Below are 24,216 nucleotides of genomic sequence, written 5' to 3'. Positions count from 1 at the left end.
CTACCGGAACGCCTGCTCCGCCGACTGCGCCGGGGCGATCCGGGCCAGCAGCCGCGCGGCCTCCGCCGGGGGCAGCACCCGTTCCAGCCGGAGGTCCCCCGGGAGCTCCTGGATGAACCGCCCGGCCGACCAGCTGCGCTCGTAGGGCAGCGGGTCCAGCACCAGGGTGCGCACGCCGTCCACCACCGGGACGTCGCTCGGCGTGCCCTCGTTCCAGAGCCACGAGCCGTCCGGGGCGACGAGGTTGAACGCGCCGGTCGCGATCACCCGGCGACCGTCCAGGACGGCGGTGCGGGCCAGCGCCGCCACCTCCGGGTCCGGCCGGGGGCCGGGCAGGTGGCCGCCGCCGACCAGCACGTCGGCCAGCAGGGTGTGCAGCTGGAAGGTGTCGCTCAGCCCGTCCATCCGCAGCAGGAAGCCGGCGCCGGTGGGGCGGTGCAGGACCAGCAGCGGCTCGTCGTCGAGGACCAGCGCCAGGTGGGCCAGGCCCTTGAACTCGTGCTGCCCGCCGGAGTACCGGCCGAACAGCTCCAGCAGCACTCCGGTGACGCCCGAGGCCCGCGCCTCGGTCCGCACCGCCGCGTGCGCGTACACCGCCCAGGCGGCCTGCTGCCAGAGGTGCAGCGTCCACCAGCCGACCACGGCCAGGTGGGCGTGCCAGGCGTCCAGGTGCTCCCGGTGCTCGATCCGGTCGTGCGCCTCGGACGGATCGTCCGCCTCCGGATCCGGCAGCGGGCCGCCGCCGGTCTCCTCCCACCGCCGCACCAGCCGCTGCGCGCCGCCCAGCGCCCCGCGCAGGCCCGCCAGCACCGGGCCGGCGCAGGCCAGCGGATCGGCGCCGTTCTCCACGCAGGCGCCCACCACCATCGCCAGGTGGGCCCGGGGGAACGGCGGGGCGTCCGGCAGCAGCGCGGCCAGCCGGGGCCCGGCCGCGGCCACCTCGGCCGGCCCGGCCGACCCGAACAGCCCGCCCACCCGGCCCAGCGCGGGGCCGAAGCCCTCGTCGTCCCCGGCGGCGGTCACCGCCTCCAACTCGGCCACCGCCTCCAGGAGGGCGGGTTGCTGACGGTGCGGCGGAATCTGCTCGAAGGACATTCGCCGCAGCATAGGCGGCGGCGCGGCGCGCCGCGGCGTCGGGTACCCGGTCCTCCGGGCGGTGCCCTGCCGGTCGCCGCCCCCGGTCGCCGCCCCGGGTGGCGGCGCCCCGGACGCCCGACGGCCGGGCCCGCCGGACACTCCCGCGGGTGCCGGTGCCCGCTCGGTGGAAAACCCCGCGCGGCACCGCCGCCGTACCGCATACTCGCGCGGTGACCGCGTCCCGTGCCCTCGACTCCCGCCGCGTGACGGCCCGCCCGGCCTCCGCGGCCGAGCCGGCCCTGAAGGTGGCCCCGCTCGAGCTCTTCCTCGACCTCGTCTTCGTCTTCACCATCACCCAGCTCACCGGCAGCCTCGTCCACCACCTCACCCCCGGTGGGTTCGCGCAGGTGCTGGTGATGCTGGCGGTCATCTGGTGGATGTACGACGCCTTCATCTGGCTCACCAACGCGATGCCGCCGCGCACCCACGGCCGGCGCGGTCTGCTGCTGTTGGCGATGGCCGCGTTCCTGGTCATCTCGCTGGCCGTCCCGCACGCCTTCGAGGGCAGCGGCGCCGCCTTCGGCTGGGCGTACCTGGTGGTGGTCGCGGTGCACACCGGGATGTTCGCGGCCGCCGGGGTGGCGCTCGCCCCGGTGCTGCGGATGGGCGGGGCCAACCTGGTCGGCGGGGCCCTGGTGGTGACCGGCGGCTACCTCACCGGCACGGTCCAACTCGCCTTCTGGGCGGCGGCCTTCGCGCTGCAGTTCGTCACCCCGCGGCTCGCCGGGCTGCCGGAGTTCCGGCTGCGGGCCGACCACTTCGTGGAGCGCCACGGGCTGATCGTGATCATCGCCTTCGGCGAGTCGGTGATCGCCATCGGCGTCGGCGCCGGCAGCACGGACCTCGGCCCGGGGCTGATCGCCGTCGCCCTGCTCAGCCTCAGCGTCTGCGTGGGCCTGTGGTGGGCGTACTTCGGGCACGACGACGACGCCCGCGCCGAGCACCACATGGCCGCGCTGCCCTCGGCCGAGCGCAACCGGGCCGCGGTCACCGTCTACAACCTCGGCCACTTCGGCCTGCTGCTCGGCGTGCTGCTGTTCGCCGCCGGGGTGAAGTCCGCGGTCGCCCACCCGGTGGCCCCGGTGAGCCTCCCGCAGGCCGCCTCGCTGGCCGGCGGCACCGCGCTCTACCTGGTGGTCAACACCGCCGTCCGCCGCTTCTTCGGCCTGCGGCCCAACGCCCCGCGCCTGGCCGGCGCCGCCCTGGTGGTGGCCGCCGTTCCGCTCGGCACCGAGGTCTCCGCGCTCGTCCAGGTCGCGGCCACCGCCGCCGTGCTCGCCGCGGTCTTCGGCTACGAGCTCCGTCAGTCCCCGGTGGCACACTTCGAGCGTGACTGACAGCGCGCGCGAGACCGCGATCACCGACGGCCGCTACCTGGTCCGCAACGTCGGCAGCGGTCTGCTGCTCGAGGTGGCCGACGGCAGCCGCCGCAGCGGCGCCCGGGTCCGCCAGGGCGCCGACGACGGCTCCGACGCCCAGCTCTGGCAGCTGACCGCCGTGCACCCCGGCGGGGCGCTGCGCCACCTGGAGAACGCGGGCAGCGGCAAGCGCCTCGACGTCACCGGCGCCTCCGTCGAGGACGGCGTGCCCGTCCAGCAGTGGTCGGCGAACGCCTTCGGCGCCCAGGAGTGGCTGCTGGAGGCCCACGTGGACGACCCCGGCACCTACACGATCACCAGCTTCATCAGCGGCAAGCCGCTCACCGCCGCCCCGGCCCCCGACCGGGCCGTCCACCAGTGGGAGGACGTCGACTCGCCCACCCAGTGGTGGCGCTTCGAGCGCCGGGACTGAGGGCCGCGGGCAGGGACTGAGGGCCGCGGGCCGGTGCCGCCCGGCTCGGTGCTGCCCGGGTCGGTGTGCCGCCGGGCCGGGCCGCCGCCGGTGCCGCGTGCCGTGCCCGCCGGGGCTCAGCCCGACAGGTTGGCGTGCAGCGCGGTCAGCTCCTCGTCGGTCACGCCGTGGGCCCGCAGGTAGTCGGGGACGGAGCCGTGCCGGCCGGTGATCCAGGAGAGGGCGGAGTCGAGCAGCGCGGCGCTGATCGGGCGCGAGGTGCGTTCGGCGCCGGTCTCGTCGACGTACGGCTGGGGGCCCTGGTCGAGGCCGAGTCCGACGTTGGAGCGCAGGTAGTCGGTGGTGATCTCCTCCTCGGAGGCGCCGAGCAGCGACTGCAGGACGGCGATGGTCAGCCCGGTGCGGTCCTTGCCGACGGCGCAGTGGACGACGGCGGGCAGCGTGCCGGGGGCGGCCAGGTGGCGGACCACGGCGACGAGCGAGGGGCCGGCCGTCCCGGCCATGAAGGGGTAGAGCGAGGCCTGGTCCTCCGGCCAGGGCTGGTCGACGTCCTCGCGGTTGGCGGGCAGGGTCGGCAGGTTGAGGGTCTCGTGGTCGAGCCCGTGCCGCAGGTCCGGCCAGACCTCCAGCTCGAACGGGCTGCGCAGGTCGAGGACGGTGCGCAGACCGAGGGCCTTGAGGCGCCGCGCGCCCTCCTCGGTGAGGTCGTGGAAGGAGCCGGAGCGGTAGAGCACGCCCCGGCGGAGGGCGCCGATCCCGCCCGCGTCACGGAAGTTGCGCACACCGGGGATGTCGATGAAGGCGTCGGTCATGGCATCACCGTACGGGCGGCGGGCGGGTCGGCGGAAGGAAACCGGAGGGGGCCTTTCGGCGTCCGCCGGGGACGCCGCAGCGGTCACCGGCCGCCGGAGACCTCCAGGAACGCGCCGGTGGTGTACGAGGCGGCCGGGGAGAGCAGGAAGAGGACGGCCTCGGCGACCTCCTCCGCCCGCCCGCCGCGCCGCATCGGGAGTCCGGGGGCGACCCGGTCGACCCGGCCGGGCTCGCCGCCGAGGGCGTGGATGTCGGTGTGGATGAGCCCGGGGCGGACGGCGTTGACCCGGATGCCCTCGGCGGCCACCTCCAGGGCGAGGCCGCGGGTCATCGAGTCGACGGCGCCCTTGGCGGCCGCGTAGTCGACGTACTCGTTGGGCGAGCCCAGCCGGGAGGCGGCCGAGGAGACGTTGACGATGGCGCCGCCGCGGCCGCCGTGCCGGGTGGACATCCGGCGGACGGCCTGGGCGGAGCACAGGAACGGGCCGGTGATGTTGGCGGCCCAGATGCGGTTCAGCCGGTCCTCGTCGATGTCCTCCAGCCGGGACTGCCGCTCCAGGGTGCCCGCGTTGTTCACCAGGCCGGTGAGCGGGCCGCGTTCGGCGTCCACGGTGGCGAACAGCCGCTCCACCTCGGCGGTCCGGCTGACGTCGGCCCGGACGGCGATCGCGGTGCCGCCCGCGGCCCGGACGGAGTCCACCACGGCGGCCGCCGAGGCCTCGTCCGCACGGTAGTTGACGCAGACCCGGTAGCCGCGCCGGGCGGCCAGCAGGGCGGTGGCGGCACCGATGCCGCGACCGGCGCCGGTGATGATCAGGACGTCGTCGGAGGTGGTGGTCGACATGGTCGGTACGCTACCCGCCGGTCCCTCCGGGCGGGCCCCGGACCGGAATTCGCTCGCCCGGCGCGCCCCGACCGGGGAGGATGCGGTACCGGTCGCGGCGAGGGCGCAGCTCCGCCCCGGCCGGCCCCGGCCCGGACCAGAGGAGACCGCCGATGTCCGCCGCACCCGCCGCCCCCGGCCCGGTCCTGCTGTCCGGCGTCGTGGGCTCCACCGCGTACGGCTTCGCGCACGCCGGCTCGGACGTCGACCGGCTCGGGCTGTTCGCCGTGCCCACCGAGGAGTTGCACGGCCTGCACCGCCCGGCGGAGTCGCAGGTGACCACCGGGCCCGACGTCACCCTGCACGAGGCCGCCAAGTGGTGCCGGCTGGCCCTGTCCTGCAACCCGACCGCCTCCGAGCTCGTCTGGCTGCCGGAGGAGCTGTACGAGGTGCGCACGCCGCTCGGTGCGGAACTGGTCGAGATCCGCTCGAGCTTCCTCAGCGCTCCGGCCGTGCGGAAGGCCTATCTCGGTTACGCGGACCAGCAGTTCCGCAAGCTGCTGACCCGCGACGGCACCGATCCGGAGGCCCGCCGCCGGGCCGCCAAGCACGCCCGGCACCTCGTCCGGCTGGTCGGCCAGGCCGTCCTCCTGCACGAGACCGGCCACAACGCCGTCCGCCTCACCGATCCCGAGCACGTCCGTGACCTCGGCGAACGCATCGCGGAGCGGCCCGCCGTCGCCGAGTCCTTGATCGCGGACGCCGCCGACCGCCTCGCCCGCCCCGGCGTCCTGCCCGCCGCGCCCGACCCGCGCCCGGCCGAATCCTGGCTCCGCCGGGTGCGCGCCGCCCACTACACCGCGCCCCCGGAAGGGCCCCGCGGACCCGGCGCGCCCGCGCAATCCACTGGCGGAGCCCTGGGCCCCACCGGGTAGGATCACGGTGGCCCTTCCCAGCCGGGACCAGGGCCGCGGGCCACTAGCTCAATTGGCAGAGCTGCGGACTTTTAATCCGTAGGTTCAGGGTTCGAGCCCCTGGTGGCCCACACGTGAGCGAACCGTCTCCGACCTGCGGTGCAGCGCCCCGGCCGAGCCACTCGGCCGGGGCGCTGCCGTTCGCGCGCCACGGGGCTCGCGCTGACGCTCCGTCAGCGGACCGGTGCGGTGGTGCCGCGGGTGCGCGGCGCCCGAACCGGGCGTCCGGATGCGATCCGGACCGGCCGCGCCCCGGAATCCGGGCTGCCGTACGCGGACCCGTGCCGCGCTCGGACCCGCGCCCCGGAGTCCCGCACGCCGCCCGCCACCTCCGCGCGCACCCGGCCCGGGCCCGCCGCACCCCTCCCGCGGCCCGCCGCCCCGCGCCGCCCGGCCCCCGCCCCGCCCCCGCCCCGCCCCCGCCCGTGACCGGGCCGCGACCGGCCGGTGACGCACGGCAGCGGGCGAGGGCGGGCAACGGATCCGGGGGGTGGTCCGGCGCCATGGCCGGGGGTGGGGTAGGTCACGTCGGAATCGGGCGTTTTCGACGGTTCTGTCCGGCACTTGTACGCCGGATCCCGGGGCTGGTGGTGGCCCGGAGGTCGGTGATCACGTCGGGCCTAAATATGATCGGAAGCCACGTTCGTCGGTTTGTACCTACGTTCGTATGTGCAACCTGGGAGCGGTCCCGACCGTCTCTCTGTGTGCGGTGCGCCAGATCGTCCGGGGCGTCGCTTCCGTCGGTGAAAGGTACGCGCATGTCAGGTCAGTGGGGCGAGGGCCCGGCCCGGGGCGAGGACGCGCCCGGCGCGCTCACCACGGAGAGCGGCGGCGCCGTGCCACAGCCCCGCACCGGTGGCCGGGCGGAGGCCCGACGGGCCGCTCAGGGCAAGGGCGGCGGCCGCGGCGGCAAGGACGGCGGGAAGGACGGCGGCAAGGGCGGCAAGCCGGACGGACCGGCCGGCGGCGGACGGGCGGCGGCGCGCAAGAGCAGCAAGCCCAAGAAGAACGTGAAGAAGATCGTCGCCTGGTCGGCGGCCGGCGTGCTGGTGCTGATCGCGGGCGCCGGCGGCGCGATCTACTTCAAGCTGAACGCCAACATCAAGTCCTTCGACGCCGACGCCATCGCCACCGACCGCCCCCCGGAGGCGCAGGCCGACGCGGACGGCAACAAGCCGGTCAACGTGCTGCTGATCGGCTCGGACAGCCGCGGCAAGAACAACGCGGACCTCGGCGGCGGCGAGGACGGCGGCGCCCGCTCGGACACCACGATCCTGCTGCACGTCTACGCCGACCACAAGCACGCCGTGGGCATCTCGATCCCCCGCAACGCGATGGTCCAGATACCGCCCTGCAAGCTGCCCAACGGCAAGTGGACCAAGGGCGGCAACGACCTCTTCAACGCCGCCTTCTCCACCGGCGGCAGCGACGACGGCAACCCGGCCTGCACCCAGAACACCGTGGAGAAGCTCACCGGTATCCGGGTCGACCACACCATGGTGGTCGACTTCAACGGCTTCTCCGCGATGACCTCGGCCGTCAACGGCGTCGACGTCTGCCTGCCGAAGGCGATCTACGAGGGCGACATCAACCCGAACCTGAAGAAGAAGGGCGACCTCGTCCTCCCGGCGGGCAAGCAGACCGTCCAGGGCCAGAAGGCGCTCGACTACGTGCGCCTGCGGCACGGCATCGGCGACGGCTCCGACATCGGCCGGATGAAGCGCCAGCAGGCCTTCCTCAGCTCGCTGGCCAGCAAGATGAAGAAGGAGGGGCTGAGCCCCACCACCCTGCTGCCGCTCGCCGACGCCGCGACCAAGTCGCTGACCGTCGACCCGGGCCTGTCCTCCGCGGACAAGCTGCTCTCGTTCGGCCTGTCGCTGAAGAACATCGACATGCACGACCTCAAGTTCGTGACGGCGCCGTGGCGTTACCGCACCCAGGACGCCAACATCGACCTCGTCCAGCCGGACGCCGGCAAGCTCTGGGCCACCCTCAAGGCCGACCAGACCATCGACGGCCAGAACGCCACCGGCCAGCAGCCGGACGCCGCGGCCAGCCCCTCCGCCGGAGCCTCGGCGCCGGCGGCCGCGCCCACCAGCGCCCCGGTGCCGGCCGACGCCGGCAACTCCACGGTCAAGGTGGCGGTCTACAACGGGACGATCGTCAACGGCCTGGCCGGCAAGGCGACCGACCAGCTGAAGGCGGCCAAGTTCACGGCCACCACGGCCGGCCAGGCGGCGAGCACCAAGTACAAGACCACCATGATCGAGTACGGCTCCGGGCAGAAGGCGAACGCCGACAAGGTCGCCGCGCTCTTCCCGGGCGCCAGCGTCGAGGCCGGCAACTCGGCGGGCGTGACGGTGATCGTCGGCAAGGACTTCGCCGCGGCCAACGGCGCGGGCTCCGCCACCGGTGCGGCCGGCGCGTCGGCGAGCGGCACGGCCGCGGGCACCCCGGCGACCCCGGCGCCGCTGCCCACCACCGTCACCAACGACGCCCGCTCGGCGGACGACGACATCTGCGCGAACACCACCTACGGCAGCGGCGGCTGAGGCCCGCCCCGCCGCGACGCACCGGGACGACCCCCGGGCCGGCGCCCTCCGGGGCGCGTCGGCCCGGGGGTCGTGCCATGGTGGCCGGAGGAGGGGCGGGGGGAGCCGCGCAGCCCAGCGAAAGGCGGACCCGATGCCCGAGATCGCCCTGCAGTTCGACATCGCCGCGCCCCGGGCCGTCGTCCTCGCCGCGCTGAACACGCACGACGGGCTGACCAGCTGGTGGACCACGGCGGTGGACCGGGAGGGCGACGTCCTGCTGTTCGACTTCCCGGGGGTGCCCGAGCCGTTCCGGCTGCGCCGCGAGCGGGCCGACCTCGACCGGGTGGTGTGGGCCAACGCGGGCGCCTTCCCGCCGCACTGGGCCGGCACCTGGATCAGCTGGGACCTCGCCGACCAGCCCGACGCGCCCGACCGCACCCGCCTGCTGTTCCGGCACGGCGGCTGGCAGCCGGGCAGCGAGGAGGGCGTCCCGATGGTCGCCGGCACCTGGGCCGAACTGCTGGTCCGGCTCAAGGACTACGCGCAGAGCGGCAAGGTGCAGCCGTACTTCGTCACGGCGTCCCGGCACGACGCCGGGTGACCGCCCGGTGGTCGCTCCGTGCCCGGTCGCCCAGCAGGGCGCCGTCCGGTGGCGGGATCGCGGTGGCGGGCCGATGGTGGCCGTGTACGGCCGTTCGCGCGGACGGTCGGCACCGGACGGCCGACGGCCGCCCGCCCCGACGACCGCCCGCCCCGACGACCGCCCGCCCCGACGACCACCGCGCCGGCGACCACTGCCTCCGGGAGGCCCAGCAATGCCCGTAGTCACCGCTCCGTACAAGCCCGGCACCCCGTGCTGGATCGATCTGATGGCGAGCGACCAGCAGGCCGCGCTCGACTTCTACCGCGACCTGTTCGGCTGGCAGGGCGAGGTCGGCCCGGCCGAGTTCGGCGGCTACTCCGTGTGCTCGCTCAACGGCAAGCCGGTCGCCGGGATCATGGCGCAGTCCGCGCCCGAGGGCCAGCCGCTGCCGCCGGTCGGCTGGACCACCTACCTGGCCTCGGACGACGCCGACGCGAGCAGCCGGTCGATCTCCGAGCACGGCGGCACGATCCTCTACCCGGTGATGGACGTCGGCACCGTCGGCCGGATGCTGGTCGCCGCCGACCCGACCGGCGCGGTGTTCGGCGTCTGGCAGAAGGTCGACTTCATCGGCGCGGGCGTGGTCAACGAGCCGGGAGCGCTGGTCTGGAACGAGCTCAACACCACGGACACCGGCCTGGCCGGAGCCTTCTACCACCAGGCGCTCGGGCTGCGCCCGGCGACCATCCAGGGCATGGAGGGCTACTACTCGCTGAACGTCGGCGACCGCACGGTGGGCGGCATGCAGCCGGTCGCCGGGTACCTGGCGACGGGCACGCCCTCGCACTGGATGGCGTACTTCTCGGTGGACGACGTGGACTCGACCGTCGACGCCCTGGTCAAGGCCGGCGGCGCGGTGATCCAGCCGCCGTTCGACATGCAGTCGGGCCGGATGGCCGTGGTCTCGGACCCGCAGGGCGCGGTCTTCGCGGTGACGGCGGCCGCCGAGGCGCAGATGCCCGACTCGCCCTGATCCGGCCGACGCCGCCCGCACCCGATGCCGGCCCCCGACCCTGGTGCCGGCCCCCGACCCCGGTGCCCGTCCCGGCCCCCGCCCCGGTCCTGACCCCGGCCCCGGCCCGGTCCCGGGCCGGGCGCGGCCGGGCGGGCCGGAAGCCGCCCTTCCGCGACGCGCCGCCGGGAAATGGGCGGCTTCCCCGTGTTCGCGGGTAAGACTGCACCCATGCTGGGGCTACCGGACGACATCCGCGCATTCCTCTTCGACCTCGACGGGGTCCTCACCCGGACCGCCGAGGTGCACGCGGCGGCCTGGAAGGACACCTTCGACACCTTCCTGCGTGCCGAAGCGGCGCGCACCGGCGGGCAGTTCGTCCCCTTCGACGCCGTCACCGACTACGACGCCTACGTGGACGGCCGCCCGCGCCTCGACGGCACCCGGACGTTCCTGCGCAGCCGGGGCGTCGACCTGCCCGAGGGGACCGACGCCGACCCGCCCAACGCCCGTACCGTGCAAGGGATCAGCCTCGCCAAGAACGACACCGTGCTGCGGATGATCCGCGAGCAGGGCGTCCGGCCCTACGAGGGCTCGGTCGCCTACGTGCGCCGGCTGCAGGCGCTCGGCCTGCCCAGCGCGGTGGTGTCCTCCAGCGCCAACTGCCACGACGTGCTGCGGGCGGCGGGCATCGAGGAGCTGTTCGACGTGATCGTGGACGGCGTCGTCGCCAAGCGCGAGGGCCTGCCCGGCAAACCCGCGCCCGACACCTACCTCTACGCCGCCCGCACGCTCGGCGTCGAGCCCGCGCACGCCGCCGTGTTCGAGGACGCGCTGGCCGGGGTGGCCTCCGGCCGGGCCGGCGGCTTCGGCGCGGTGGTCGGGGTGAACCGCACCGGCCAGGCCGCCGAGCTGCGCCGGGACGGTGCGAGCGTGGTCGTCGACGACCTCGCCGAGCTGCTCGCGGCGGAGGAGGACGCATGACCGGCCTGGACAACTTCGCCGTCGACCCCTGGCAGATCGTCGAACAGGGGCTGGACCTGACCTCGATGGCCCGCGCCGAGTCCCTGTTCGCGCTCTCCAACGGCCACATCGGCCTGCGCGCCAACCTCGACGAGGGCGAGCCGCACGGCCTGCCCGGCACCTACCTCAACGGCGTCTTCGAGCTGCGCCCGCTGCCGTACGGCGAGGGCGGCTACGGCTACCCGGAGTCCAGCCAGAGCGTCATCAACGTGACCAACGGCAAGATCATCCGGCTGCTGGTCGACGACGAGCCCTTCGACCTGCGCTACGGCGAACTGGTCAGCCACCGGCGCTGGCTGGACTTCCGCGAGGGCCTGCTGAACCGGGAGGCCGAGTGGACCTCCCCGGCCGGTCGGACGATCCGGGTGCGCTCCACCCGGCTGGTCTCGCTGACCCAGCGGGCCGTCGCCGCCGTCGAGTACAGCGTCGAGGCGGTCGACGAGCCGGTGCGGATCGTGCTGCAGTCCGAGCTGGTCGCCAACGAGCAGCTGCCCGGCGGCCCCGAGGGGGACCCGCGGGCCGCGGCCGTCCTGGAGGCGCCGCTGCAGTCCGAGGCGCACCACGCCGCGGACGGCAAGGCCGTCCTGGTGCACCGCACCCGCTACAGCGGCATCCGGGTCGCCGCCGGGATGGACCACCTCATCGAAGGGCCCGAGCGGCTCGACACCGTCGCGGAGGCCACGCCGGACCAGTGCCGGGTCAGCGTCACCACCGTGCTCGCGCCCGGGCAGCGGCTGCGGCTGGTCAAGTTCATGTCCTACGGGTGGTCGGCCACCCGCTCGCTGCCCGCCGTCCGGGACCAGGTGGAGGCCGCGCTGACCGCCGCCCGGTACACCGGCTGGGACGGCCTGGTCGCCGAACAGGCCGACTACCTGCGGGAGTTCTGGGAGAACAGCGACGTCGAGATCGAGGGCGACGTCGAACTCCAGCAGGCCGTCCGGTTCGCCGTCTTCCACGTCCTGCAGGCCGGCGCCCGCAGCGAGGAGCGGGCCATCCCGGCCAAGGGGCTGACCGGCCCCGGCTACGACGGCCACAGCTTCTGGGACACCGAGACCTTCGTCCTGCCGGTGCTCACCTACTGCCTGCCCGGCGCCGTCAACCAGGCGCTGCGCTGGCGGCACACCACGCTTCCGCTGGCCCGCGAACGGGCCGCCCAACTCGGCCTGGCCGGAGCGGTGTTCCCCTGGCGGACGATCCGCGGCGAGGAGTGCTCCGGGTACTGGCCGGCCGGCACCGCCGCGTTCCACATCGGCGCCGACATCGCGGCCGCCGTCGCCCGCTACGTCCGGGCCACCGCGGACGCCGAGTTCGAGCGCGAGTACGGGCTCGAACTCCTCGTCGAGACCGCCCGGATGTGGCGCTCGCTCGGCCACCACGACGTCGCCGGCAGGTTCCGCATCGAGGGCGTCACCGGCCCCGACGAGTACAGCGCCGTCGCCGACAACAACGTGTTCACCAACCTGATGGCGCAGTCGAACCTGCGCGCCGCCGCCGAGGCCGCCGTCCGCCACCCGCGCGAGGCCGCCGACCTCGGCGTCGACACCGAGGAGACCGCCGCCTGGCGGGACGCCGCCGCCGCGATGTACGTCCCGTACGACGAGGACCTCGGCGTCCACCCCCAGGCCGACGGCTTCACCCACCACCAGGTCTGGGACTTCGAGCACACCCCGCCCGAGAAGTACCCGCTGCTGCTGCACTTCCCCTACTTCGACCTGTACCGCAAGCAGGTGGTCAAGCAGGCCGACCTGGTGCTCGCCATGCAGGTCAGGGGCGACGCCTTCACCGACGAGCAGAAGGCCCGCAACTTCGCCTACTACGAGCGCCTGACCGTCCGCGACTCCTCGCTCTCCGCGTGCACCCAGGCGGTGATCGCCGCCGAGGTCGGCCAGCTCGACCTCGCCTACGACTACACCGCCGAAGCCGCCCTGATGGACCTGCACGACCTGGGCGGCAACACCCGCGACGGCCTGCACATGGCCTCCCTCGCCGGGGCCTGCGTCGCGCTGGTGGCCGGCTTCGGCGGGCTGCGCGACCACGGGGAGGCGCTGTCCTTCCGGCCCCGGCTGCCGGCCGGACTGATGCGCCTCGGCTTCTCGCTGCTGGTCCGCGGGCAGCTGCTCGGCGTCCGGATCACCCACGAGGGGACGACGTACACGCTGCGCCGCGGCGAGGTGCTCCACCTGCGCCACGACGGCGAGCTGGTGCAGGTGAAGGCGGGGGAGCCGGTGACCCTGCCGACCACCGTGCCGCCGGCCCAGGAGCGGTGCGCGCAGCCGCCCGGCCGGGAGCCGGCCCGGCGCCAGGCGCAGGCGGGCGTGGCCGCCGGCAAGGTCGGGCAGTCGCCGGACCACCTGGCGGCGGAGTAGCCGGATCGCCCCCCGCCCCGCCCCCGCGGCGGCCTCACCTGTTCGGCCCGCCCCGGGTGCGGGCCGGGCCCGGCCGCCGGAGGGTGCAGGTGTCCTGTGGCAGCCGGCGGCCGCCGGCACCCGAGCGCCCGGCGGGCGGCGGTACCGGCGGGAAGGAGAGCACCCGTGGCGAGCGTGGCCGAACAGATGGTGGAGGTGCTCCGGCAGGCCGGGGTGGAGCGGGTCTACGGGGTGGTCGGGGACAGCCTCAACCCGGTCGTGGACGCGATCCGGCGGGCCGAGGGCATCAGCTGGGTGCACGTGCGCAACGAGGAGGCCGGCGCGTTCGCGGCCGCCGCGGAGGCGGAGCTGAGCGGCCGGCTGGCCGTCTGCGCCGGTTCCTGCGGGCCCGGCAACACCCACCTCGTCCAGGGCCTCTACGACGCCCAGCGCAGCGGACTGCCGGTGCTGGCGCTGGCCTCGCACATCCCGTCCGGCCAGATCGGTACCGGGTTCTTCCAGGAGACCCACCCCGAGCGGGTGTTCACCGACTGCAGCAACTGGTGCGAGATGGTCTCCACCCCCGCCCAGCTGCCCCGGCTGCTGCGGATCGCCGTCCAGCACGCGCTCGGCTCGCACGGCGTCTCGGTGCTGGCCTTCCCCGGGGACGTCGCCGCGCTGCCCGCGGCCGGGCCCACCGGCAGCAGCCACTTCCTCACCGAGCAGGCCGTGGCCGCGCCGCCGTGGTCGCAGGTGCAGGAGCTGGCCCGGCTGCTCAACGCGGCCCGCAAGGTCGCGCTGTTCTGCGGTGCGGGGGTCCGCGGGGCGCACGCGGAGGTGATGGAGCTCGCGCAGGCCCTGAACGCACCGGTGGGGCACTCGCTGCGGGGCAAGGAGTGGATCCAGTTCGACAACCCCTACGACGTCGGGATGAGCGGGCTGCTCGGCTACGGCGCCTGCCACGAGGCCCTGCACTCCGCCGACCTGGTCCTGCTGCTCGGCACCGACTTCCCGTACGACTCCTTCCTGCCGCAGGTGCACACCGTCCAGGTCGACCACGACGCCACCCGGCTGGGCCGCCGCAGCGCCCTGGAGCTGGCCGTCCACGGGGACGTCGCGGCCACCCTGCGGGCCGTCCTGCCGCTGCTGGAGGCCTCGCCCGACCGGTCCTTCCTCGACGGGATGCTGCGCAGGCACTGCCGGGCGCTGGAGGACGTGGTCGGCGCGTACACCCGGGACATCGAGGAGCACCTGCCGATCCACCCGGAGTACGTCGCCTCGGTGCTCGACGACGTGGCCGCCGCCGACGCGGTGTTCACCGTGGACACCGGCATGAACAACGTCTGGGCCGCCCGCTACCTGCAGCCCAACGGGCGCCGCCGGGTGATCGGCTCCTTCCTGCACGGTTCGATGGCCAACGCCCTGCCGCACGCGATCGGCGCCCAACTCGCCTGCCCCGGGCGGCAGGTCATCGCGATGGCGGGTGACGGCGGGATCGGCATGCTGCTCGGCGAGCTGCTCACGGTCGCCAAGCACCGGCTGCCGGTGAAGACCGTCGTCTTCAACAACGGAGCGCTCGGCATGATCAAGCTGGAGATGCTGGTCTCCGGCTACCCGGAGTCGGAGATCGACAACGGGGACGTGGACTACGCGGGCATCGCCCGGGCGATGGGCGTCCCGGCGAAACGGGTGACCGAACCGGGCCGGGTCCGCGAGGTGCTGGCCGAGGCGCTGGAACGGCCCGGGCCCGCGCTCGTCGACGTGGTCACCGACCCCAACGCGCTGTCGATCCCGCCGCACATCACCGCGGCCCAGCTGAAGGGTTTCGCGCTGGCCGCCGGGCGGACGGTGCTCTCCGGCGGGGTCGGTCGCATGATCGACCTGGCCCGCAGCAACCTGCGCAACATCCCGCGGCCGTGAGGCCGGTCCGGCCCGCGGCCCGACGCCGGAGCCCTCAGGCGATTTGCCCCTGAGGCAAAATTCTTGCCCGAGCGGCACGGCGGGTGTCCACTGGTCACATGACCACCAGCCCGACCGGGGCCCCCGCCCCGGGAGACCAGCTCGACGACCAGGAGGTGGCCGGCCTCGCCGCCCGCCTCCGGGAACACCGGCTCAGCAGCCGCCTGACGCTCGAAGTGGCCTCCGCGCGGGTCGGGCTCTCCCCAGCCTATCTGTCCCGGCTGGAGACCGGCCGCCGCCAGCCGTCCCTCCCCGTCCTGCTCGGCCTCGCCCGCGCCTACGGCACCTCCGTCTCGGGCCTCCTCGGCGAGACCATGGCCGAACCCGACCCGGTGGTCCGCGGCGGCGCCATCGACCCCGGCCGGGCCGGCGGCTGGGGCTACCGCCGCGCCGGCGCCCCCGGCCGCGCCATGCAGGCGCTGCGGGTGCACGTGCCGCCCGGCGTGCAGGACGCGGTGGTCCGGGTCCACCCCGGCGAGGAGTGGCTGTACGTCCTCCAGGGGCGGCTCAGGCTCACCCTCGGCGACCGCGTCCACCGGCTCGACGTCGGCGACTCCGCCCACTTCGACTCGCTCACCCCGCACTGCATCGCCGCCGACGCGCCGGCCGGCGTCGAACTGCTCTTCGTCCACACCCTGCTGCAGAGCCCCGGCGGCGAACTCTGCCTCGGCGGCGGCCCCGCAGCCACCCACTGACCCACCGTCAGGAACCGGAGGAGATCCCCATGGCCGATCCCACCAGCACCGCCGCCAAGCCGACCGCCGCGGCGGACACCGCGGCCGGCCCGAAGACGATGGACGCCGGGAAGTGGGCCAACAAGCGGGTCTACCTCCGCCTGGTGATCTACACCGCGGGCATCCACGTCTTCGCCGGCTTCATCATGCTGCTGTTCGAGCTCGGCAGCCGCAACAAGTGACCCGCCCCGGGCCGTCGGTGACCTCCGGCGGCTCGCCGCACCGCCCGTCCGGCGGCTCGCCGCACCGCCCGTCCGGCGGCACCGGCCCGGCCCGGCCGGGCTCACCGCTCGCGCAGCAGCTCGCAGAGCGCGGCCAGCGCCGCCGGGTAGGCGTGCTCGGGCGGGGCCGCGTAGCCGATCACCAGGGCCGGCGCGGCGCCCTCGCCGACGGCCCGGTCGGCGAGGTGCCAGGACAGCGTCCCCAGGGCCAGCCCGGCGGCCTCGGCCCGGGCCCGCAGCTCCGCCTCGGACGGCGAACCCGGCGGCAGCTCCAGGACGGCGTGCAGTCCGGCGGCGATGCCGGTGACCCGCACCCGCGGGGCGTGCTCCGCCAGGGCGGCGACCAGCTGGTCCCGCCGCCGCCGGTAGTGCAGCCGGCAGCGCCGCACGTGCCGGTCGTACGTCCCGGAGGTGATCAGCTCGGCGAGGATCAGCTGGTCGAGCACCGGGGACATCGTGTCGGCCAGCGCCTTCAGCCGGGCCACCGGCTCGACCAGCGCGTCCGGCAGGGCGAGCCAGGCCAGCCGCAGGCCCGGCGCGAGGCTCTTGGCGGCCGTGCCCGCGTACACCACCCGCTCCGGGTCGAGCGCCTGCATCGCGCCGACCGGCTGCCGGTCGTAGCGGAACTCGCCGTCGTAGTCGTCCTCGACGACGTACCGGTCCCGCTCGCGCGCCCAGCGGACGGCGGCGGCCCGGCGGTCGGCGGCCAGCGCCGAGCCGGTCGGGTACTGGTGCGCGGGGGTGAGCAGCACGGCGCCGCACCGGGAGTCGAGCCCGTCGAGCCGTTCGACCCGGGCGCCCGCCCCGTCCAGCGGCAGTGCGACGGTGCTCAGCCCGGCGGCCCGTAGGACGGCGTGCTGCGGGGGCAGGCCGTACCCCTCGACCGCGATGCCGCGGGCGCCGCGCTCCCGCAGGGCCGCGCCGAGCAGGCCCAGGCCCTGGGTGACGCCCGTGCAGATCAGCAGGTGGTCGGGGTCGGTGCGGACCCCGCGGACCCGGGCCAGGTAGTCGCAGAGTGCCTGCCGCAGCTCGATCCGGCCGAGCGGCCCGCCGTAGCCGAAGGCGTCGTGCGGTGCGGTGGCCAGGGCCCGGCGGGCCGCGGCGAGCCAGGCGGTGCGGGGGAACAGCGAGAGGTCGGGCCGGCCCGCCGACAGGTCGTGCCGGACGCTCCGGCCCCGCGCCGACGGCCGGGTGCTCCGCCGCCCGGGGCGCGGTGCGGCGCGCCGGGCGACGGTGGTGCCGGACCCCTGCCGGGACGTGAGCCAGCCCTCCGCGGTGAGCTGTCCGTACGCCTCGACGACGGTGTTCCGGGCGATACCGAGGTCCTCGCCGAGGGCCCGCGAGGACGGCAGCCGGGTGCCCGGTCCGAGGCGCCCGTCCTGGACGGCCTCGCGCAGGGCGTCCTCCAGGGCGACCCGCAACCCGGCACCGGCGGCCCGCCGCTCGGTGAGGTCCAGGTGCAGGTCGCCGCCGAAGGAGGTCCAGGAGCTGCTCATGGGGGCCGTTCTGTCCGGGGCGGTCGCGGTCCGTCCCGATTATCGCGCGGCGGCCCCGCGGCCCGGGGTCAGCTCCAGGTGGCGCCGGCCGGCTCCTCGATGGTGGTGTTGATGCGGTTGAAGAAGTTGGTCAGCGCGATCATCAGGATGATCGCGGAGAGCTGCTCCTCGTCGAAGTGGTCGGCGGCGGCGTCCCAGACGTCCTGCGGGACGGCCCGGCCCGAGCGGTCGGCGATCCGGGTGGCCGACTCGGTGAGTTCGAGGGCGGCGCGCTCCTCGTCGGAGAAGAACGGCGCCTCCCGCCACGCGGCGACCGCGTGCAGCCGCTCGTCGGTCTCGCCGTGCTGCTTGGCGCCGGTGACGCCGGCGAACACGCAGGCGCTGCAGCCGTTGATCTGACTGGCCCGCAGGTGCACCAGCTCCAGCACCTTCGGGGAGACGCCCCCCTGGTACATCGCCTTGTAGATGGTCTGGATACCGGTCATGGCCTCGGGCAGTACCATGGCGGGGTTCTTCATCCGAGCGGTGGTCATCGTCTGCTCCTCGTGGTCGGTTAGCGTCCGTCACAGGACCGACGGATCCCGACGCGAGGATGTGACAGATGGGCGAGGAAATTCTTCTGGCCGAGCGGTTCGAGGCGGAGCGGCCCCAACTCCGCTCCGTGGCCTACCGGATGCTTGGGTCGGTGGCCGAGGCGGAGGACGCCGTGCAGGAGGCCTGGCTGAAGATGAGCCGCACCGACGTGACGGGGGTGCGCAACCTCGGCGCCTGGCTCACCACCGTCGTCGGCCGGGTCTGTCTGGACCAGTTGCGCTCGCGCACCTCCCGTCGCGAGGACCCGCTGCCCGAGCAGGACGGACAGGTCCGGCTGCCGGACCCGGTGGTCAGCGGGCTGTCCACGCTGGACCCGGTGAACGAGATCCTGGTGGCGGACTCGGTCGGCATAGCGCTGATGGTCGTGCTGGAGACGCTCGCCCCGGCCGAGCGGCTGGCCTTCGTCCTGCACGACATGTTCGACGTGCCCTTCGACGAGATCGCGCCGGTCCTCGGCCGGACCGGCGCCTCCACCCGGCAGCTGGCCAGCCGCGCCCGCCGCCGCGTCCAGGGCGCCACCCCGGCCGCCGACGCCGACACGGCGCGCAAGCGCGAGGTGGTGGACGCCTTCCTGACCGCCTCCCGCGGCGGGGACTTCGAGGCGCTGCTCGCGGTGCTCGACCCGGAGGTGGTGGCCCGCTCCGACGGCGGCACGCTGGTGCCGAGCGTGCTGCGCCGCGGTGCGGCCGAGGTCGCCGCCCAGGCGATCACCTTCGCCCGCTTCGCGGCCGACGGCCGTCCGGTCCTGGTCAACGGCTCGCCCGGGGTGGTCTCCTTCGCCGGGGGCCGGGCGCTGTCGGTCATGTCGTTCACCATCCACGACGGCCGGATCACCGCGCTGGACATCCTCACCGACCCGACCCGGCTGGCCGCCCTCGGCCTCACCGGCTGACGGCCGGGCCGTCCGGCCCCGGCGCGACCGACACACTCCGATCGGAGCACTGTCCCCGCCGGGGCCGGACCCCGGGCCCAGACTCTGCCGCATGAACGAGAACGCTGCCGCATGAACGGGAACTGGGACGTCCGGGAGGCCGGTCCGGCCGACGCCCGGCACCGGGTGGTGCTGATCCCCGGCGGGATGTGCTCCGCGGTCTGGTACGAGGACGTGCTGGCCGACCCGTCGCTCGCCGCGGCCGGGATCCGGCTGACGGCCGTCACCCAGCCCGGCTTCGGGGGGACGGCCGCACCCGCGGACGTGTCGATGGACAACTACGCCCGGCTGATGGCCGGTTTCGCCGCCGAGCGCGGCTGCGACGTGCTGGTGGGCCACAGCCTGGGGGCCAACGTCGCCCTGGAGGCGGCCGGGGCCGGCCTGTTCGCCGGGCCGCTGGTGCTGCTCTCGCCGACCTTCTCCCGGCGGGACGAGGCGAGGTTCCTGGCCGTCATGGACCAGGTGGGGCACGTGCCCGGGCTCGGTGCGGCGGCCTGGGCCGCCCTGGTCAGGACACTGCCCCGGACGATGCGCGGCAGCCTGCCGCCGGACCGGGCCGACGCTCTGACGGCCGACCTCGGTCTGACCGAGGCGGGTTCCGCCCGGCGGATCGTCCGGGCCTACTACGAGTACCTGGACCGGCACGGCTCCCTCGTCGACCGGCTCTGCGGCACCGGCCTGCCGGCCTGGGTGGTCCGCGGCGACCACGACGAGATCGGCCTCCAGCCGGCCGAGCGCGCGGCCCTGGAGGCCTGCCCTCGGGTGACGACGGTGACCGTCCCGGACGCCGGCCACGCCGTGCTGGTCGAGCAGCCGGCCGCCGTCGCCGAGGTGGTGCTGGCCGCGGTCGCGAGCCTCTGACCCGGTCCGCCCCGGGCGGGCGGGCGGCGGGATCCGCCGGCCCCTGTCGCACCCACCCGCTACCGTGCCGCGCATGGCGAACTATGTACTCGTGGCCGGGGCGTGGCTCGGCGCGTGGGTGTGGGACGAGGTCGGCGCGGAGCTGCGGGCGGCGGGGCACGGGGTGCACCCGGTGACGCTGTCCGGGCTGGCGGAGCGGCGCGGGGAGCCGGCCGGGCAGCAGACGCACGTGGCGGACGTGGTGTCCGCTGTGGAGCGGCTCGACCTGCGGGACGTCGTGCTGGTCGGGCACAGCTACTCGGGCATCCCGGTGGGGCAGGCCGCGGAGCGGATCGGCGACCGGCTGGCCGGGGTGGTCTTCGTGGACGCCAACGTGCCGGTGGACGGCGAGTCCTTCGCCGACCAGGGCGCGGAGCCGGCCGCGCTGGTGGCGGCGATCGCCGCGAACGGCGGGTTCTGGGCGCCGATGCCGGCGGCGGAGTTCGCCGAGCAGGGGCTGACGACGGAGCAGATCGACCGGATCGTCGCCGGCGCGACCCCGCACCCGGGCTCCTCGCTGACCGAACCGGCCGTGCTGGAGCGGCCGTTGGCCGCGCTGCCCGCCACCTACGTGAAGTGCCTGCTGGACTGGCCGGAGCCGCCGCCCGTGGTGGTGGAGCTGGTCGCGGGCGGCGGCTGGCGGCTGGTGGAGCTGGACACCGGGCACTGGCCGATGGTCTCGCAGCCGGTCGAACTCGCCCGCGTCCTGGCCCGGGTGTGAGCGCGGCCCGGGGCGAGCGGCTCAGAGGGACAGGTAGACCGCGCTGCCGACGCCGGCGACGAAGCAGTAGACGGCGAACGGCGTCAGGCTGCGGGTCTCGAAGTACTTGGTGAGGAAGCGCACCGAGACGTAACCGGCGACGAAGGCGGCGACGCTGCCGGCGACGACCGGGCCGAGGACGCCGGAGTTCTCCGGCTTGAACAGCTCGGGCACCTTCAGCACGGACGCGGCCAGGATGACGGGGGTGGCGAGCAGGAAGGAGAACCGGGCGGCGTCCTCGTGGTGCAGTCCGCGCAGGATGCCGGCGCTCATGGTGACGCCGGAGCGGCTGATGCCGGGGAAGAGCGCGAGGATCTGGGCGGCGCCGATCCAGGCGCCCTGGCCGTAGCCGAGCCGGGCCAGCCGGTGGTCGGAGGCGATCGCCGGGTCCAGCCCCGGCTCCTCGACGGGCGGGGCGGCGCGCCCGGCCCGCCGGCGGCCGGTGCCGCCGCGCTTGAGCCGCTCGGCGCCGAGCAGGACGAGCCCGTTGAGGGCGAGGAAGACCGCGGCCGGGACGGGCTTGCCGAGCGCGTGCCGCAGCGCCTTCTCCAGGGCGAGGCCGGCCACCCCGACCGGGATGGTGGAGACGATCAGCAGCCAGGCGAGCTTCTCGTCCCGGTCGGAGACCTTGCGGCGGCGGACCGAGCTGAGGAACCCGCTGATCACCCGGACCCAGTCCCTGCGGAAGAACACCACCAGGGCGAGCGCGGTGGCCAGGTGCAGTCCGACCAGCACGGCGAGGTAGGAGGAGCCCTCGGCGGTCATGTCGAGGTCCTGCTGGATCCTCCCGCCGATGAGGGCGGGCAGCAGGATGCTGTGGCCCAGGCTGGAGACCGGGAAGAGTTCCGTCACTCCCTGCAGCAGGCCGACGCCTATCGCTTCGGGGTAGGTCAGGGTGGACATCGCGCACCTTCGCTCGGGGGTCTGATCCGGGGGAGCCCCGCGAAGCTACTACGGGCATGTAGACGCCCGGCAGGGCCGCCGCCAGAAGTTCACCGAGCGGACGTCTGCGCGACACCGCGGGCCGGAGCGGGCGCTGGGGCGCTGCTCGGGTCGGGTGCTGCTCGGGTCGGGTGCCGTCGGGGACCGGCGCGCAGGGGGGGCGCTCAGGACCCGCCGTGCCGGTCCGGGCCGGGCGCCACCCGGCGCCACGCGCCGCCCCCGGCGGGCACCGGCGCGGGGGCGAAGTCGTAGCGCAGCCGGTCGGGTCCGAGGGCGAGCAGGGAGATCGAGGAGGATCCCCAGATCCGGCCGTCGCCGAAGTCCCGCCGCTGGATCAGCGCGGCGTCGTCGTCCAGCGGCAGCCCGTCGCCGGTGACGATCGGCAGCCACGCTCCCCAGGCCCGCTCGACGGGGCCGTCGCCGTGCGGCTCCGGTCGGGGCGCGGCCTCGAGGCGGGCCCGGAAGTGCTCGGCGCGGGCGGCCATCAGCGCGCGGATCCGCTCGGAGGCGGTCCGGTTCGCTGACAGGCCCTCCAGCCCGTCGTTGAGCACCACGCTGAGGCCGGGCGGCAGCTCGTGCTCCTCCAGCCGGCCGCCGCCCCAGCTGGTGACCCGGGCGCCGTCCGGCCGGGCGACGACGAGGTGGAAGGGGTCGTGGGGGGTGAGGTCGAGGTGGCCGATGCCGCCCTCCTGGACGGCGGTGAGGGCCAGCACGCCGCGGGAGCGCCGGGTGCCGGCCGGGGCGGCCGGGCCGAAGCCGTTCAACAGGCAGGCGGCGACGCGCCGTTCGGGGTCGGCGGCCAGCCAGGTCCCGCCGGCCGCGAGGTCCAGACCGCCGAGCAGGCCGGGCCGGTCCGGCCAGTGGTGGTCCGGCGGCAGCCAGGCCCGCCCGAGGTACTCGTCCCGGACGGAGAGGAGCAGCACCGGCACCGCCGCCCCGGGCTCGATGCTGACGAACGCCGTGCACACGATCCTGGCCCCCTGACCTCGTCCTACCGGCGATCCTCGCACGCCCGTTCGCGTACCGGAACGCCGGAACCCCGCTCCGCCGCGGGCCGTCCGTGGCAGACTCGGCGGGGCCGGCGGGCGGGCCGAAGTGGCCCAAGGATCCGCAGCCCGAATGCACCAGGGAAACGGGCCACCGGCTCCCTAGGCTGGCTGTCATGACGACCACCGACACCCCGTCCGACGCCTACGTCCCGGCTCCCGCCCCGCGCCTCTCCCTGCCGACCCTGGCCCCCGAGTTCTACCGGGCCATGGCCGCCGTGGACCGCACCTCCCGGCAGGGTCTGGACCCGGTGCTCGCCGAGCTGGTCAAGGTGCACGCCTCGATGCTCAACGGCTGCGCCTTCTGCATCGACATGCACTCCACCGACGCCGTGAAGAACGGCGAGCGCGACCACCGCCTGCTCTCCCTCCCGGCCTGGCGCGAGACCCCCTGGTTCACCGCCCGGGAGCGCGCCGCGCTGGCCCTCACCGAGTCGGTCACCATGCTGGTCCCGGGCCACGTGCCGGACGAGGTGTACGACGAGGCCGCCGCGCAGTTCGACGAGACCGAGCTGGCCCAGCTGATCGCGCTGATCGCCACCATCAACGCCTGGAACCGGATCGGCGTGGCCACCCGCCTCAGCCCGGCCGCGAAGTGAGGACCGTGCACGTGACCGCCGTGGACGCGAAGGACCGGCAGGAGAAGGCCCGGCTGCTCCGGGAACTGCACCGCCCCGGCGACCCGCTGGTGCTGGCCAACGCCTGGGACGCGGCGAGCGCCCGGCTGGTGGCCGCCGCCGGGGCCCGGGCGGTGGCGACGGCCAGTGCGGGCGTCTGCTGGTCGCTGGGCAGCCCGGACGGCGGCGGCGCCGACCGGGACGAGGTGCTGGCGCGGACCGCCCAGGTGGTCCGCGCGGTCGGCCTGCCGGTCACCGCCGACCTGGAGGCCGGCTACGCGGAGACGGCCGCCGGGGTCGGCGGGAGCGTCACCGCCCTGCTGGCGACCGGCGCGGTCGGGGTGAACCTGGAGGACGAGGAGCGCACCGCCGAGGACGCCGCCGAGCGGATCGCCGCCGCCCGGGCGGCCGCCGACGCGGCGGGCGTCCCGGCCTTCGTCAACGCGCGCACCGACGTCTTCCTGCGCGGCCTGGGCGCACCGGAGGGCCGGCTGGACGAGGCGGTGCGCCGGCTGCGGGCGTACGTCGCGGCGGGCGCGGACGGCGTCTTCGTGCCCGGCGTGGCCGACCGGGCCACCATCGCGGCCCTGGTCGCGGCGGTGCCCGCCCCGCTGAACGTGCTGGCCGGACCGGGCTCGCCGTCGGTCGCCGAACTGGCGGAGCTCGGCGTGGCCCGGATCAGCCTCGGCCCCGGCCTGTTCAAGGCGGCGTACGCGGCGGTCCGCCGGGCCGCCGAGGAGGTGTACGGGACGGGCACCTACGCCGCGCTCGACGGGGGCCTGACCTACCCGGAACTCAACGAGCTCTCCAGGGACCGCCCGTAGTACGGGGCCGGTCCGGCGGGATCCCGCCGGACCGGCCACGGCGGCACCCCGCGGGCGGCGGGGGGGGCCGGGGGGGGGGGGGGGCCCCGCCGGCCCCCCGGGGGCGCCCCCCCCGGCCCCGGGCCCCCGGGGGGGGCGCGGGGGGGGGGGCCGCGGC

General features: G+C 75.4%; 23 protein-coding genes and 1 tRNA gene. 17 read left to right on the top strand and 7 right to left on the bottom strand.

Annotated features, from left to right (window positions below):
* Positions 1–1,095: a hypothetical protein gene (locus tag ACIA8Q_RS31250; protein WP_360222507.1), complete on the bottom strand. Its 1,095-nt coding sequence runs from the start codon at positions 1,093–1,095 to the stop codon at positions 1–3.
* Between the two features lie 212 nt (positions 1,096–1,307).
* Between ACIA8Q_RS31250 and ACIA8Q_RS31245 the strand changes: the two genes are divergently transcribed.
* Together ACIA8Q_RS31245 and ACIA8Q_RS31240 are read left to right on the top strand one after the other, a co-directional pair.
* Positions 1,308–2,474, top strand: a complete 1,167-nt coding sequence (locus ACIA8Q_RS31245) for a low temperature requirement protein A (RefSeq protein WP_360222510.1) — start codon at positions 1,308–1,310, stop codon at positions 2,472–2,474.
* On the top strand, positions 2,467–2,928 hold the full coding sequence (locus tag ACIA8Q_RS31240) for an RICIN domain-containing protein (protein ID WP_396318095.1): 462 nt from the start codon (positions 2,467–2,469) through the stop codon (positions 2,926–2,928). The genes ACIA8Q_RS31245 and ACIA8Q_RS31240 overlap by 8 nt, the downstream gene beginning before the upstream one ends.
* A 116-nt stretch (positions 2,929–3,044) precedes the next feature.
* On the opposite strand, the gene ACIA8Q_RS31235 is transcribed toward ACIA8Q_RS31240, so the two are convergent.
* Positions 3,045–3,740 (bottom strand): tyrosine-protein phosphatase, encoded by a 696-nt coding sequence (locus ACIA8Q_RS31235; RefSeq protein WP_387907512.1) that lies wholly within the window; start codon positions 3,738–3,740, stop codon positions 3,045–3,047.
* An 83-nt stretch (positions 3,741–3,823) separates the two neighbouring features.
* Positions 3,824–4,585 carry an SDR family oxidoreductase gene (locus ACIA8Q_RS31230; protein ID WP_396318094.1) on the bottom strand — a complete coding sequence of 254 codons (762 nt, stop codon included), beginning with the start codon at positions 4,583–4,585 and terminating at the stop codon, positions 3,824–3,826.
* 152 nt (positions 4,586–4,737) lie between these two features.
* Here ACIA8Q_RS31230 and ACIA8Q_RS31225 point away from each other — a divergent pair, with 152 nt between their 5' ends.
* From ACIA8Q_RS31225 to ACIA8Q_RS31180, 10 genes are all read left to right on the top strand, one after another.
* Positions 4,738–5,499: a DNA polymerase beta superfamily protein gene (locus tag ACIA8Q_RS31225; protein ID WP_360222522.1), complete on the top strand. Its 762-nt coding sequence runs from the start codon at positions 4,738–4,740 to the stop codon at positions 5,497–5,499.
* 37 nt (positions 5,500–5,536) lie between these two features.
* Positions 5,537–5,609, top strand: a tRNA-Lys gene (locus ACIA8Q_RS31220).
* Positions 5,610–6,296: 687 nt separating this feature from the next.
* Positions 6,297–8,090: an LCP family protein gene (locus ACIA8Q_RS31215; RefSeq protein WP_360222525.1), complete on the top strand. Its 1,794-nt coding sequence runs from the start codon at positions 6,297–6,299 to the stop codon at positions 8,088–8,090.
* A 133-nt stretch (positions 8,091–8,223) separates the two neighbouring features.
* Positions 8,224–8,673 carry an SRPBCC domain-containing protein gene (locus ACIA8Q_RS31210; protein WP_360222528.1) on the top strand — a complete coding sequence of 150 codons (450 nt, stop codon included), beginning with the start codon at positions 8,224–8,226 and terminating at the stop codon, positions 8,671–8,673.
* Positions 8,674–8,887: 214 nt separating this feature from the next.
* Positions 8,888–9,688, top strand: coding sequence for a VOC family protein (locus ACIA8Q_RS31205; protein WP_360222531.1), 801 nt, complete (start codon positions 8,888–8,890; stop codon positions 9,686–9,688).
* Positions 9,689–9,898: 210 nt separating this feature from the next.
* Complete coding sequence (locus ACIA8Q_RS31200; RefSeq protein ID WP_360222534.1) at positions 9,899–10,651, top strand: beta-phosphoglucomutase family hydrolase; 753 nt, start codon at positions 9,899–9,901, stop codon at positions 10,649–10,651.
* The gene (locus tag ACIA8Q_RS31195) at positions 10,648–13,056 is read left to right on the top strand and encodes a glycosyl hydrolase family 65 protein (protein ID WP_360222537.1); all 2,409 of its coding nucleotides are present in this window, start codon (positions 10,648–10,650) and stop codon (positions 13,054–13,056) included. Before ACIA8Q_RS31200 ends, ACIA8Q_RS31195 begins: the two co-directional genes overlap by 4 nt.
* 165 nt (positions 13,057–13,221) lie before the next feature.
* Positions 13,222–14,955, top strand: a complete 1,734-nt coding sequence (locus ACIA8Q_RS31190) for a pyruvate dehydrogenase (RefSeq protein ID WP_360222540.1) — start codon at positions 13,222–13,224, stop codon at positions 14,953–14,955.
* A gap of 98 nt (positions 14,956–15,053) precedes the next feature.
* Positions 15,054–15,689: an XRE family transcriptional regulator gene (locus tag ACIA8Q_RS31185; RefSeq protein ID WP_360222543.1), complete on the top strand. Its 636-nt coding sequence runs from the start codon at positions 15,054–15,056 to the stop codon at positions 15,687–15,689.
* A gap of 29 nt (positions 15,690–15,718) precedes the next feature.
* On the top strand, positions 15,719–15,910 hold the full coding sequence (locus ACIA8Q_RS31180) for a DUF6126 family protein (protein ID WP_360218501.1): 192 nt from the start codon (positions 15,719–15,721) through the stop codon (positions 15,908–15,910).
* Positions 15,911–16,011: 101 nt separating this feature from the next.
* Here ACIA8Q_RS31180 and ACIA8Q_RS31175 read toward each other — a convergent pair whose 3' ends face one another.
* Both ACIA8Q_RS31175 and ACIA8Q_RS31170 read right to left on the bottom strand, forming a co-directional pair.
* Complete coding sequence (locus ACIA8Q_RS31175) at positions 16,012–17,445, bottom strand: PLP-dependent aminotransferase family protein (RefSeq protein WP_360218504.1); 1,434 nt, start codon at positions 17,443–17,445, stop codon at positions 16,012–16,014.
* A gap of 68 nt (positions 17,446–17,513) precedes the next feature.
* A complete protein-coding gene (locus ACIA8Q_RS31170; protein WP_360218507.1) occupies positions 17,514–17,978 on the bottom strand; it encodes a carboxymuconolactone decarboxylase family protein in 465 nt (154 codons plus the stop codon).
* 68 nt (positions 17,979–18,046) lie between these two features.
* Here ACIA8Q_RS31170 and sigJ point away from each other — a divergent pair, with 68 nt between their 5' ends.
* From sigJ to ACIA8Q_RS31155, 3 genes are all read left to right on the top strand, one after another.
* On the top strand, positions 18,047–18,931 hold the full coding sequence (sigJ, locus tag ACIA8Q_RS31165; protein WP_360218510.1) for an RNA polymerase sigma factor SigJ: 885 nt from the start codon (positions 18,047–18,049) through the stop codon (positions 18,929–18,931).
* A gap of 111 nt (positions 18,932–19,042) precedes the next feature.
* A complete protein-coding gene (locus tag ACIA8Q_RS31160; protein ID WP_360218513.1) occupies positions 19,043–19,831 on the top strand; it encodes an alpha/beta hydrolase in 789 nt (262 codons plus the stop codon).
* Between the two features lie 73 nt (positions 19,832–19,904).
* Positions 19,905–20,591, top strand: a complete 687-nt coding sequence (locus tag ACIA8Q_RS31155; RefSeq protein ID WP_396318093.1) for an alpha/beta fold hydrolase — start codon at positions 19,905–19,907, stop codon at positions 20,589–20,591.
* 21 nt (positions 20,592–20,612) lie between these two features.
* On the opposite strand, the gene ACIA8Q_RS31150 is transcribed toward ACIA8Q_RS31155, so the two are convergent.
* Both ACIA8Q_RS31150 and ACIA8Q_RS31145 read right to left on the bottom strand, forming a co-directional pair.
* Positions 20,613–21,533 carry an undecaprenyl-diphosphate phosphatase gene (locus ACIA8Q_RS31150; protein WP_360218519.1) on the bottom strand — a complete coding sequence of 307 codons (921 nt, stop codon included), beginning with the start codon at positions 21,531–21,533 and terminating at the stop codon, positions 20,613–20,615.
* Between the two features lie 203 nt (positions 21,534–21,736).
* Entirely contained in the window at positions 21,737–22,540 is an 804-nt protein-coding gene (locus ACIA8Q_RS31145) for an NRDE family protein (protein WP_396318092.1), read from the bottom strand.
* A gap of 194 nt (positions 22,541–22,734) precedes the next feature.
* Between ACIA8Q_RS31145 and ACIA8Q_RS31140 the strand changes: the two genes are divergently transcribed.
* Together ACIA8Q_RS31140 and ACIA8Q_RS31135 are read left to right on the top strand one after the other, a co-directional pair.
* Positions 22,735–23,217 carry a carboxymuconolactone decarboxylase family protein gene (locus ACIA8Q_RS31140; protein ID WP_360218525.1) on the top strand — a complete coding sequence of 161 codons (483 nt, stop codon included), beginning with the start codon at positions 22,735–22,737 and terminating at the stop codon, positions 23,215–23,217.
* Between the two features lie 11 nt (positions 23,218–23,228).
* Positions 23,229–24,059: an isocitrate lyase/phosphoenolpyruvate mutase family protein gene (locus ACIA8Q_RS31135; RefSeq protein ID WP_396318091.1), complete on the top strand. Its 831-nt coding sequence runs from the start codon at positions 23,229–23,231 to the stop codon at positions 24,057–24,059.
* Positions 24,060–24,216 lie beyond the last annotated feature (157 nt).

It is taken from the genome of Kitasatospora sp. NPDC051705, assembly GCF_044453265.1.
Lineage (GTDB): Bacteria > Actinomycetota > Actinomycetes > Streptomycetales > Streptomycetaceae > Kitasatospora.
The sequence above is the reverse complement of the archived record's forward strand: the minus strand, read 5'-3'. Positions and strand labels throughout refer to the sequence as shown.